Below are 12,220 nucleotides of genomic sequence, written 5' to 3' on the forward strand. Positions count from 1 at the left end.
GTGAATCCGACCGAGTATGAGTATCTGCGTAAGTTCTTGAAGGACAATTCCGGTCTCGACCTGTCCGCAGACAAGCAATATCTGATCGAAAGCCGCCTGCTGCCGCTGGCCCGCAAGGCCGGGCTCTCCGGCATCGGCGAACTCGTGCAGAAGCTGCAAGGCGGCGCGCGCACGGTCATCACCGACGTGGTCGAAGCCATGACCACCAACGAGACCTTCTTCTTCCGCGACAAGGTCCCGTTCGATCATTTCCGCGACCACATCATGCCGGAGATCATCAAGGCACGGGCAGCCAAACGCAGCATCCGGATCTGGTGCGCCGCCGGCTCGACCGGGCAGGAGCCCTATTCGCTGGCGATGTGCCTGAAGGACATGGGTGCGGCCCTCACCGGCTGGCGCATCGAGATCATCGCGACCGATCTGTCGCAGGAGGTGCTGGAGAAGGCCAAGTCCGGCATCTACAGCCAGTTCGAGGTCCAGCGCGGCCTGCCGATCCAGATGCTGATGAAATATTTCAAGCAGACCGGCGAGACCTGGCAGGTCAATCCCGAATTGCGGGCAATGATCCAGCACCGGCAGCTCAACCTGCTGCACGATTTCGCGCAGCTCGGCACCTTCGACGTCATCTTCTGCCGCAACGTGCTGATCTATTTCGACCAGGACACCAAGATCAACATCTTCAACCGGCTGGCGCGCCAGATCGAGCCCGACGGCTTCCTGGTGCTGGGCGCGGCCGAAACCGTGGTCGGCCTGACCGATACGTTCCGGCCGATTCCGGAGCGGCGCGGCCTCTACAAGCCGAACGATCCGCGTGCCGCAGCCTCCAAGCCAGCCCTCGCCGGCGCGGCGCCGCGACTGGCGGTCATGGCAGGGCGATAGAGATGGCCGAGGATGGCAAGGGTACGGAGCGCGTGACTTTCAGTCGCGGCTATGATGTCTGCATCATGGCCATCGACGGCACCTGGCGCCGCGACTGCAAGCTCAACGCGATCTCCGATACCGACGCCATCCTCACGGTGGAAGGCTCGATCCAGGGGTTGAACCTGAAGGAGTTCTTCCTGCTGTTGTCGTCCACGGGCCTCGCCTACCGCCGCTGCGAGCTGGTCCGCGTCAACGGCGCCGAAATGGACATCCAGTTCCTGCGCGGCAAGAACCGGAAGAAGCGCGGGGCGGCCGGCGGCCGTGACGAAGCGGCCTGATCCGCTCGCGTCCTTTCCGATCCGTTGCTTCACATTTTCTGAAAACATCCGAATGAATTCGCGACAGCGGCTTTACGCGGCCTAAGCGCGAACCGTGTATCCTTTGATGATCCCAATCTCAGGATACTGAAATGCCCAGAAGTTCTCTTTCCCCCATCTCCTCGAACCTGCCCGACGGCGCCGAGCGGCGCGCGCTTCAGCTCCTGGTGGTCGATGACGACGCCACGCAGCGCAGCCTGATCACGGTCGCCGCCAAGCAGGCCGGCCACGAAGTCACCGTGGCGCCCTCCGTGGCGGATGCGATCGAGAAGCTCCGCGCCACGCGCTTCGACTGCGTGACGCTCGATCTCGTGCTGGAGGATGGCGACGGCATCGACGTGCTGCGCGAGATGGCGGCGGCAAAGTTCGGTGGCGCCGTGATCGTCATCAGCGGCATGGACGGCAAGCGCCGCAGCGCCGCGCGCAGCTTCGCGCGGTCCGTCGGGATCGAGCTCCAGAGCCTGCCGAAGCCGCTCGACCTCGCGGCCTTGCGCATCAGCCTCGCCAATCTCGGCAAGACTGCGATGGGGCTTCCTGCGATCCACACGTGGGGCGGCGTCGCCACCGACGCGATCGTGGAACGGCACCGCGCGTGAGGCTTGCGGAGCTGCCATGCGATCGGGCGCGGCTGCTGCGCCGCGCCGATCGCGCTCTATGCCGCGTTGCCGAATTCCGATAGCGATTGCAAGGCGTGGCCAAGCTCCGCCCGGCAGGCATTGAGGGCGGCGCTCGCCGTCGCATAACGCGGCGTGACATCGTCCAGCACGAAAATATCGGTGGAACCCGCGCTATCGCGTACGGGCTCGACGCCTTCCGGTTTCATCGCCGCGTCGATCAGACGCACACTGATGTCGATGCGCGCGATCAACGAGCGAAGTTCGGCTGCGATCAACTGACGGCTGTCGGCGTCGGCCATCGCGGCGAGCGGGGGTGTGCCTGCGTAATTTAGCATGGATATTCTCCGTCCCCCGCAATAAGGCACCTCGTCGCTACTTGTGCGTTAAGTCCATGTCCCGTACAAATACGGGTGGGCCGAATCCGCGCCGAACGCCATAACGGGAGGCGCGGACGCGAGTCCTTCATGCCAACTGGATGTGGCACATGGCCGAACAAAGCTCTCGCGGTGAAATCTTCGTGGTCGACGACGACCCTGCCGTTCGCGACACCCTGTCGATGGTGTTGAAAGCGGCGGGCTATGAGGTGATCTGTTTTGCGGACGGCGCAGCGCTGCTCTCCGTCGCGCGAAACCGCACACCGGCTGCGATCCTGCTCGACGTGCACATTCCCGGCAAGTCGGGCCTCGACATTCTCAACGAGCTGCAGGGCGAGGACTATCCGGCGCCGATCTTCATGATCTCCGGACAGGGCGACATCGCGATGGCGGTTGGCGCGATCAAGAGCGGCGCGCTCGACTTCATCGAGAAGCCGTTCCGCGGCAGCGAGATCGTCGGCCGGCTCGACGAGGCGATCGGCGCCTATGCACGCAGGCAGGCGGAGAACGCCTCGCCGAAATTCAGCTCGCTGCATTTCCCCGGACGCGAGCCGCTGACGCGCAGGGAGCGCGAGGTGCTCGAGCAGTTCGCCACCGGTGCGTCCAACAAGGAAGCCGGCCGCACCCTCGGCATCAGCCCGCGCACCATCGAGGATCACCGCGCCAACATCATGAAGAAGCTCGGTGCGCGCAACGCTGCCGATCTGATCCGCATCGTGATGACGGCGGCGCAGCGCGCGTCGTAAGAAGCTCTTGTAGCCCGGGTGAGCGAAGCGACACCCGGGACCGATGCTGCGAAGTCCCGGATATCGCTTCGCTCATCCGGGCTACGCGGCTTCAAGCGCTCAGCGCCTTCCGGATGATCCGCGCGAGATCCGATTTGCGGTAGGGCTTGGCCAGCAGCGTCACACCGGAATCCAGCCGGCCGTGATGGATGATCGCGTTCTCGGTATAGCCCGACGTATAGACCACCCTGAGATCGGGCCGCGTCTTCATCAACTCGTCGGCGAGCTGCCGTCCGTTCATCTTGCCGGGCATGATGACGTCGGTGAACAGCAGGTCGAACGGCTTGCCGGCGGCGACGATCGCCAGCGCCTCCGCCGCGTTCGCGGCCTGCAGGGTAACGTAACCCAGCGAGTGCAGCTGCGCCAGCACGTAGTCGCGCACCAGCCGGTCGTCCTCGACCACCAGGATCGTCTCGTGTCCGCCCTCGATCGTCGCTGGTGTCACGCCCTCGCCGACGGCTGTCGGCGTCTTGCCGGGCGGCAGGTACATCTTGATCGTGCTGCCGTGGCCTTCCTCGCTGTAGATCTTGATATGGCCCGCCGACTGCTTGATGAAGCCGTAGACCATCGACAGCCCGAGTCCGGTGCCCTTGCCCGGTCCCTTCGAGGTGAAGAAGGGGTCGAACACCCGGGTCAGCAGGTTGGCGGGGATCCCGGTGCCGGTGTCGCTCACGGCGATCAGCACGTAACGGCCGGGGCGGATGTCGTTGCCGCTGGCATAGACCTCGTCGAGATAGGCGGCGCCGGTCTCCACGATCAGCTTGCCGCCCCCGGGCATGGCGTCGCGGGCATTGAGCGCGAGGTTGAGGATCGCGGTGGTGAGCTGGTTGGGATCGACGATCGCGACGCAACTCTCCTCCTCGAACACCGATTCGATCTGGATCTGCTCGCCCAGCGTCGGTCGCAACAGTCTCGCGGTGTCGATGATCAGCGAGTTGACGTCGATTTCGCGCGGCTGAAGCGGCTGCTTGCGCGCGAAGGCGAGCAAATGCTGGGTCAGTTCGGCGCCCCGCGCGGCGGCCTCGTCGATCATCTTCGTGATTGCCGCAAGCTGCGGCTCCTTCTCGACGGCCTCCGCGAGGATCTCGATCGTGCCGGTGATGACGGTGAGGATGTTGTTGAAATCGTGCGCCACGCCGCCGGTGAGCTGGCCGATCGCCTCCATCTTCTCGGCATGGCGGATGCGCTCCTCCGCGGCGATCTTGTCGGTGAGGTCGCGGTAAAACACGTTGAACAGCAGGCCTTCGCGGCGCCTCAGTGCGGTCACGCTGACCTCGGCCTTGAATTCCTTGCCGTCGCGGCGGAGGCACATCAGCTCGCGGCGGCGGTTCAGTGTCCTGTCGTCCTCGTTCGCCATGAAATCTTTCAGGCCTGCCCTGACCCTCTCGCGTTCGCTCTCGGCCACGATGAGGTCGATCGTATTCTTGCCGAGCACTTCGTCGCGCCGCCAGCCGAACAGCTGCTCGGCCTGCGAGTTCCAGTTCAGGATGCTGCTGGTCTCGTCGGTCTGGATGAAGGCGTCGAGCGAAGTCTCGACGATGTTGCGGGCGAGCCGCTCGCTCTCACGCAGCGATTCCTGCGCGAGCCGCGCCTCCGTCATGTCGCGCCCGACGAAGAAGTAGCGTTGCGCCTGCTCGGACCAGCTGCCGAGCCAGGACAGCCAGACCTCGTGTCCATTGCAGTGGAAGCAGCGCGTGTCGGCGATCTTGATGCGCTCGCCGCGGTGCAGCGCGCGCATCTCGGCGCGGGAGTGCTCCAGATGATCGGGATGAATGAAGTCGGCGCCGCTGCGGCCGATCATCTCATCCGGCCGGTAGCCGAGAATGGTCTCGCTGCTCGGGCTGATCTGCGCGATGCGGCCTTTCGCGTCCATGACCATGATCAGGTCCTGCGACGTCTCGAAGATCTGTCGCCGCTCCTCGAGCTGGTGCTGGAGCTGCCGCTCGGCCCTGCGCGCCCCGGTGAGGCTGTGCGCGGTCCCGGAGACGCCGATGATCTCGCCGGCCGGCCCCCTGATCGGCGAGAGGCTGAGTGAGATCTCGACGGACGTGCCGTCCTTGCGCAGGCGCACCGTTTCGAACCGTTCGATCGGCTCGCCCCGGGCGATCCGGGCCAGATAGTCCTTGCCATGCCCGCGTCGATCGGGCGGGATGATGATCGATGTCGGCTTGCCGATCGCCTCATCCGCCGAATAGCCGTACAGACGCTCGGCGGCCGGATTCCAGCCGGTGATGACGGTGTCGAGCGTCTGCATCACGATCGCGTCGTCGGATGATTCGACGGCGGCGCTGAACAGGTGGTCGCGCGCGGCATGATGGCTTCGTGCGGCCTCGGTGCGGCGATGCTCCCGGACCTCGTGCTCGAGAGCTGCTGTCTTCGCCCGCATCTCCTCGACCATCTGGGCGAAAGCGCGCGCCAGCACGCCCGTCTCGCCGCCGGCATCGACGGGGATGTCCGCTTGCCGACCGCGGCCGATCGCCTCCACGGCCGCGGTCAGGCGACCGATCGGACGGGTCAATGAGCGCGCCAACAGCACGGCGAGCAATGCTGCAGCGAGGATGGCCAGCAGACCGACCAGCACGGAGGTCTTTTGGATGGCGGCCGGCACCCGGCCGAACACGGCCGGGGGAACGGTCATGATGACGGCGATCCATTCCTTGCCGGCCAGCAGCGCCGGCGCGATCGCCGCGCCGTTCGGCCGGCCCGCCCCGTCGGTCATGAGCCGCGTCGATACGTCCGACGTGCCGACCAAGCCTGCGAAGAACGGAAAATCATTGCGCCAGTTGGTGGGGCGGCCATGCGACGAGCCGAATTCTCGCGTGCGATCGGGATGAACGAGATAATCGCCGCGCGAATTGACGACATAAATCTCGCCACCCGAGCCCGCCGTCCCGCGCACGTGGTCCAGGGCCGGGCGCATGTCGATATTGGCGATGATGATGCCGAACGGCTTGCCATCCGGTGTGAACAGCGGCATCGCGACCCGCAGCGTCGGAACGTGCAACGCCGTAGTGCCCCCCTGGCGGGTGGCCAGATCGATGGGCGAAACGTAAATCTCGCCGGGTGGCAGCCCTATCGTGTCCTGAAAGTAGGCTCGTTCACCCTTGCGTTCGAGCTCGCTGTCGGGGGCGATCCGCACCGACCCGTTCGGGCCGGCACGGTCGACCCGCACCAGCTCGCGCTGGTCGTCGTCAAGACCGATGATTCGAAACTGCCCGTAGCTGGGCTTGGCCTCGATCTCGGCCGCGAGCCGCGTCGCGATGCGCTCGCGCCAGGTTTGCTCCGAGACGCCGTCTGCGGGGTCAATGCCGCCGGCGAGGTGGGCGCGGATCAGACCGTTGATGGCCGCGGCGGAGCGATAGCCGACCAGATCGCCGCGAGCGCCGGCAACATAGGATTCCAGACCGGTCGCGAGCAGGCGTGACTGGGCCTCGACCCGTTCCAGGACGCGCGGAATCACCGCTTGCGTGGTGTTGCGGAAACCCAGCCATCCGACTGCGGCAACGGTGACCGCCACCAGCAGGATCATCGCAATCGCCAACCGCGTTGCGAGCGTCATGCGGATGTTCGCAGGGCTTCCCGGATGACCGCGCCCGGTCTGGCCTGAAGCCGAGGCGCCCCCGTCATCGTCGGCCGGAGCTAACATCGGACCCCTCGTCTGCTTTCAGGCAGCCATCGACGGTGGCGAGCAGTGCGTCGGGTCGGAACGGCTTTTGCAAACTCGCTACCGCGCCGAGCTTGGTCGCCATCTTCAGGAAGTCCGGTTCCGCAGGGGCATCCGGCGTGATCGAGCGGCCGGAAATGACGATGATCGGAATGGCCGGAGCCAGCAGCCGGACGTGACGCATCGTCTCCAGCCCGTCCATGCCGGGCATGAAGATATCGAGAAACAGGAGGTCGAACCGGCTGGCCTCGAACAGTGCAAGTCCCCTGCGGCCGTCGCCGGCGACAGTGACGTGATGGCCGGCCCTCTCCAGGAGCAGCCGGATGGTGATTTGAACGGCCGGGTCGTCATCCACGATCAGGATGTTGGCCACGTCTGAATTCCTCCGGGCCGGATGGGGGAGACTCCCCGCCGGCTGCAAATCAAGCCATCAAAAACGAAATTGTTGCGCGGATTCCGCTCAGCCTGCAAGCGCTTCGCACGATGCCCGCTCCCGGTCGGTGGCTGTTGCTTCCTATCGCGATATATGCACGTTCTCGTGCACAGCGGAAGGCTGAGCTCGGTGCGTCCGGCCACTTGCGACGTGTGGACGGCGTGTGGGAAGAGCGTGCGAAGTCGCAGGAGGAAGAACAATGACCAAGAAGAAAATGACGCCCGACCAGCTCCGCAGCGCGCGCTGGTTCGCGCCTGACGATCTCCGTTCGTTCGGCCATCGCTCCCGCGCCATGCAGATGGGCTACGCGCCCGAGGAGTGGAAGGACCGCCCGATCATCGCGATCCTCAACACCTGGTCGGATGCGCAGCCCTGCCACATGCATTTCAAGTCGCGCGTCGATGACGTCAAGCGCGGCATCCTGATGGCGGGCGGCCTGCCGCTCGAGCTGCCGGCCCTGTCGCTGTCGGAATCGCTGCTGAAGCCGACGACGATGCTCTATCGCAATTTGCTGGCGATGGACGCAGAGGAATTGCTGCGCAGCCATCCCGTCGACGGCGTGGTGCTGATGGGCGGCTGCGACAAGACCACGCCCGCGCTGCTGCTCGGCGCGACCTCGATGAACATTCCGGCGATCTATCTGCCGGCAGGTCCGATGCTGCGCGGCAATTGGAAGGGCAAGACGCTCGGCTCCGGCTCCGACGGCTGGAAATATTGGGACGAGCGGCGTGCGGGGAAAATCTCCGACAAGGACTGGCTCGACATCGAAGCCGGCATCGCCCGCAGCTACGGCACCTGCATGACCATGGGCACGGCCTCGACCATGACCGCGATTGCGGAAGCGATCGGCATGACGCTGCCCGGCGCGTCCTCGATTCCGGCGGCGGACGCCAACCACATCCGCATGGCCTCGGAATGCGGCCGCCGCATCGTCGAGATGGTGTGGGAGGATCTGACGCCGAAGGTGATCCAGACCCGGAAAGCTTTCGAGAACGCGATCGCGGTCGCGATGGCGATGGGCTGCTCGACCAATGCGATCATCCATCTGATCGCGCAGGCGCGCCGCGCCGGCCAGGATATCGGCCTCGACGATTTCGAGGTCGCCAGCCGCAAGGTGCCCGTGATCGCCAACGTGCGGCCCAGCGGCGATGCGTACCTGATGGAGGACTTCTTCTACGCCGGCGGCCTGCCGGCGCTGATGGGCCAGATCAAGCCGCATCTGCATCTCGATTGCATCACCGTCACCGGCAAGACGCTGGGTGAGAACATCGACGGCGCCGAAGTGCACAATTCCGACGTGATCCGCGGAATCGACAATCCCATCTACAAGGAAGGCGCGCTCGCTGTGCTCAAGGGCAATCTCGCGCCCGACGGCTGCGTCATCAAGCCGTCGGCCTGCGCGCCGCGCTTCCTCAAGCACACCGGGCCTGCGCTGGTGTTCGACGACTATCCCGCGATGAAGAAGGCGGTCGACGATCCCAATCTCGATGTCACCGAGGACGACATTCTCATCCTACGCAATGCGGGACCGCAAGGCGGCCCGGGCATGCCGGAATGGGGCATGCTGCCGATCCCGACAAAACTGGTGAAGCAGGGCGTGCGTGACATGGTGCGCATCTCGGACGCACGCATGAGCGGCACCAGCTACGGCGCCTGCATCCTGCACGTCTCGCCCGAATCCTACATCGGCGGTCCGCTGGCGCTGGTGCAGAACGGCGACCGCATCACGCTCGACGTCGCCGCCCGCACCATCAATCTCGATGTCAGCGAAACCGAGCTGGAAAAACGCCGGGCCGCCTGGAAGCAGCCCGAGCGCCGCTTCGAGCGCGGCTATGGCTGGATGTTCACCAAGCACATCAAGCAGGCCAATGACGGCTGCGACTTCGACTTCCTCGAGACCGGTTTCGGCGCGCCGATCGGCGAGCCGTCGATTTATTGATGACCCTGTCATTCCGGGGCATCGCGAAGCGATGAGCCCGGAATCCATCGGGCCGCAGCGCGTGTAGCCCAATGGATTCCGGGTTCGATGCTTCGCATCGCCCCGGAATGACGAAAGAGAGAGCGTACCTATGTCCAAACTCAGCGAAGCCACCCGCACCAAACTCAAATCCGTCTCCACCGCGACCGTCGCCACCGCCTTGTTCAAACGCGGCCTGCGCATCCAGATGATCCAGGACGTGCACCCGCTCGGTGCCGACCAGCCGACCATGGTCGGCGAGGCTTTCACGCTGCGCTACATGCCGGCGCGTGAGGACCTCAACACCATCGACGTGTTCAAGGATCGTTCGCACCCGCAGCGCAAGGCAGTCGAGGATTGCCCGCCGGGCGCCGTGCTGGTGATGGACAGCCGCAAGGACGCACGCGCGGCTTCGGCCGGCGCGATCCTGGTGACGCGGTTGATGAAGCGCGGCGTCGCCGGCGTCGTCACCGATGGCGGCTTTCGCGATTCCGCCGAGATCGCCAGGCTCGGCATTCCCGCCTATCACCATCGCCCGTCGGCGCCGACCAATCTCACGCTGCACCAGGCGATCGAGATCAACGTCCCGATCGGCTGCGGCGATGCCCCGGTGTTTCCCGGCGACGTCATCCTCGGCGATGCCGACGGCGTCATCGTGATCCCCGCGCATCTCGCCGACGAGATCGCCAACGAGACCTTCGAGATGACCGCGTTCGAGGACTTCGTCACCGAAGAGGTCGGCAAGGGCCGCGGCATCTTCGGTCTCTATCCCGCCACCGATCCGCAGACGCTCACCGATTTCGCGGACTGGCGGAAGAAGAACGGAAGGTAGCCGGTCTTCGCCTCTCCCCGCGTGCGGCACCTCTTGCATATGGTTCCTCGGTGCGGCGACATTGGCAGTCGGCTCCCTCTCCCTCTTGCGGGGGAGAGAGCTGACTGCCAATGTTGCCACACCGTGCGCGCCAGATGCGATTGTCTGCCGTGAGTATGGCGAGAGAGGGGATGGTTAGACTTCCGCTTTGTCCGCCATTCCCGCGGCCCACAGCGCGAACGCATAGACGATCGCGACTTCGTCGAGCCGGTCGAACCGCCCGGAGGCGCCGCCATGGCCGGCGCCCATGTTGGTGCGGAGCAGGACCGGGCCGCCGCCTGTCATGGTGGCGCGCAGGCGCGCGATCCATTTGGCGGGCTCCCAATAGGTCACGCGCGGATCGGTCAGGCCGCCCATCGCCAAAATCGCCGGATAATCCTTTGCCGCGACATTGTCGTAGGGCGAGTAGGACAGGATGGTGCGAAAATCCCTCTCGCTCTCGATCGGGTTGCCCCATTCCGGCCATTCCGGCGGCGTCAGCGGCAGCGTGTCGTCGAGCATGGTGTTGAGCACGTCGACGAACGGCACCTCGGCGACGATGCCGGCGAACAACTCGCCGGCGCGGTTCGCCACCGCGCCCATCAGCATGCCGCCGGCCGAGCCGCCATGGCCGACGATGCGTTTTGCACTCGTGTACTTCGCATCGATCAGTGCACGCGCGCTGGCGGCGAAATCGTCGAACGAATTGGTCTTCTTCTCGCGCTTGCCGTCGAGATACCAGCCCCACCCCTTGTCGGCGCCGCCGCGGATATGGGCGATGGCGTAGACGAAGCCGCGGTCGACCAGCGACAGGCGGTTGGCGTTGAAGGAGGCCGGCATCGCCATGCCGTAGGAGCCGTAGCCGTAAAGCAGCAGCGGCGCCGAGCCGTCGAGCTTGAGCCCGCGGCGATGCAGGATCGACACCGGCACCTCGGCGCCGTCCAGCGCCTTCGCCGTGATGCGCGTGGTGACGTAGTCGGCAGCAACGTGGCCGGACGGAATCTCCTGGCGCTTGCGCAAGGTGCGCGTGCGCTTGACCATGTCGTAATCATAGACCTCCGACGGCGTCGTCATCGACGAATAGGCGAAGCGCAGGTTCGTCGTCTCGAATTCGTAGGAGCCCATCGCGTCCAGCGAATAGGCGGCCTCGTCGAAGGCGATGGCATGCTCTTCGTTCGAGGTGAGATCGCGGATCACGATCCCCGGCAGCGCGTTGGCGCGCTCCAGCCGCACCATATGGCCGGCATAAAGATCGAGATCGATGATGTAGATGCCTGGACGATAGGGGATCAGGTCGCGCCAATTCGCGCGCTCGGGCGAACCGAGCGGCGCGGTGACGATCTTGAAGTCGACGGCGTCGTCGGCGTTGGTGAGGATGAAAAGCTCGTCGCCGCGGTCGGCGATCGAATATTGCACGCCTTCCTCGCGCGCCGCGACCAGGCGCGGCGGCGCCTCGGGATCGGCGAGATCGATCAGCCGTTGCTCGGAGGTCTCGTGGTCGCCGCCCGCGATCACGCAGAAGCGGCCGCTGGTGCTCTCGTGCAGATGGGTGAACCAGCCGGCGTCCTGCTCTTCGTAGACCAGCGCGTCGTCGGCCTGCCTGGTGCCGAGCCTGTGGCGCCACACCTGCATCGGCCGGTGGTTGTCGTCGAGCCGCACATAGAAGAAGCTCTTGCAGTCCGCGGCCCAGACCACGCCGCCGTCGGTCTCCTCGACGAGGTCGTCGAAATCCTTGCCGCTCGCCCAGTCGCGGACGCGGATCGAGAAATATTCGGAGCCCTTGGTGTCCGCGCTCCAGGCCTGCATCTTGTGATCATGCGAATGCCGGCTGCCGCCGAACTTGAAATATTTGTGGTCCTTGGCGAGCGCGTCGCCGTCGAGCACGATATCGCCGTCCCCGCCGTGGCGCGGCATGCGGCCGAACAGCTCGTGCTGTCCGCCCTCGCGGAATCTGCGGAAATAGGCGTACGGCCCGTCCGGCGACGGCACGCTGGAATCGTCCTCCTTGATCCGCCCGCGCATCTCGCGCACCAGCGTTTTCTGCAAGACCCCGGTATGGCCGAGCAGGCTCTCGGTGTAGACGTTCTCCTCGTCGAGATATTTGCGGATGTCGGGATCCAGCGCTTTGGGATCGCGCAGCACCTCCTGCCATTTCGCGTCCTTCAACCAGGCATAGTCGTCGGTCACGGTGATCCCGTGCCGCGTGAAGGCATGCGGCCGGCGCGGGGCGATTGGAGGCTGGGAAGGTGTTTTGGCCTGGGTCACTCGATCCTCGTTCGTCTCACAGAAACTCATCTCGTCA

General features: G+C 65.3%; 10 protein-coding genes. 6 read left to right on the plus strand and 4 right to left on the minus strand.

What is annotated here, in order from left to right:
• The 3 genes from CIT40_RS02195 to CIT40_RS02205 all read left to right on the plus strand — a co-directional run bounded on the left by CIT40_RS02195 (nt 1) and on the right by CIT40_RS02205 (nt 1,834).
• The gene (locus tag CIT40_RS02195; RefSeq protein WP_094897323.1) at nt 1-879 is read left to right on the plus strand and encodes a CheR family methyltransferase; all 879 of its coding nucleotides are present in this window, start codon (nt 1-3) and stop codon (nt 877-879) included.
• Nucleotides 880-881: 2 nt separating this feature from the next.
• On the plus strand, nt 882-1,199 hold the full coding sequence (locus CIT40_RS02200; RefSeq protein WP_018321617.1) for a hypothetical protein: 318 nt from the start codon (nt 882-884) through the stop codon (nt 1,197-1,199).
• 131 nt (nt 1,200-1,330) lie between these two features.
• A complete protein-coding gene (locus CIT40_RS02205) occupies nt 1,331-1,834 on the plus strand; it encodes a response regulator (protein WP_094897320.1) in 504 nt (167 codons plus the stop codon).
• Between the two features lie 56 nt (nt 1,835-1,890).
• On the opposite strand, the gene CIT40_RS02210 is transcribed toward CIT40_RS02205, so the two are convergent.
• Entirely contained in the window at nt 1,891-2,190 is a 300-nt protein-coding gene (locus CIT40_RS02210) for a hypothetical protein (RefSeq protein WP_094897319.1), read from the minus strand.
• 149 nt (nt 2,191-2,339) lie between these two features.
• Here CIT40_RS02210 and CIT40_RS02215 point away from each other — a divergent pair, with 149 nt between their 5' ends.
• Nucleotides 2,340-2,975, plus strand: a complete 636-nt coding sequence (locus CIT40_RS02215) for a response regulator transcription factor (RefSeq protein ID WP_094897318.1) — start codon at nt 2,340-2,342, stop codon at nt 2,973-2,975.
• Nucleotides 2,976-3,066: 91 nt separating this feature from the next.
• On the opposite strand, the gene CIT40_RS02220 is transcribed toward CIT40_RS02215, so the two are convergent.
• Nucleotides 3,067-6,660 (minus strand): PAS domain S-box protein, encoded by a 3,594-nt coding sequence (locus CIT40_RS02220; protein WP_094897315.1) that lies wholly within the window; start codon nt 6,658-6,660, stop codon nt 3,067-3,069.
• Nucleotides 6,638-7,051, minus strand: a complete 414-nt coding sequence (locus tag CIT40_RS02225; protein ID WP_094897312.1) for a response regulator — start codon at nt 7,049-7,051, stop codon at nt 6,638-6,640. Before CIT40_RS02225 ends, CIT40_RS02220 begins: the two co-directional genes overlap by 23 nt.
• 259 nt (nt 7,052-7,310) lie before the next feature.
• Here CIT40_RS02225 and araD point away from each other — a divergent pair, with 259 nt between their 5' ends.
• Both araD and CIT40_RS02235 read left to right on the plus strand, forming a co-directional pair.
• The gene (gene araD, locus CIT40_RS02230; protein ID WP_094897309.1) at nt 7,311-9,050 is read left to right on the plus strand and encodes an L-arabinonate dehydratase; all 1,740 of its coding nucleotides are present in this window, start codon (nt 7,311-7,313) and stop codon (nt 9,048-9,050) included.
• 130 nt (nt 9,051-9,180) lie between these two features.
• The gene (locus tag CIT40_RS02235) at nt 9,181-9,900 is read left to right on the plus strand and encodes a ribonuclease activity regulator RraA (protein ID WP_094897306.1); all 720 of its coding nucleotides are present in this window, start codon (nt 9,181-9,183) and stop codon (nt 9,898-9,900) included.
• A gap of 174 nt (nt 9,901-10,074) precedes the next feature.
• Here the strand turns inward: CIT40_RS02235 and CIT40_RS02240 are convergent, their stop codons facing one another.
• Entirely contained in the window at nt 10,075-12,183 is a 2,109-nt protein-coding gene (locus CIT40_RS02240) for a S9 family peptidase (protein ID WP_094897340.1), read from the minus strand.
• Between the last annotated feature and the right edge of the window lie 37 nt (nt 12,184-12,220).

The sequence above is a fragment of the Bradyrhizobium amphicarpaeae genome, assembly GCF_002266435.3.
Taxonomy (GTDB): domain Bacteria; phylum Pseudomonadota; class Alphaproteobacteria; order Rhizobiales; family Xanthobacteraceae; genus Bradyrhizobium; species Bradyrhizobium amphicarpaeae.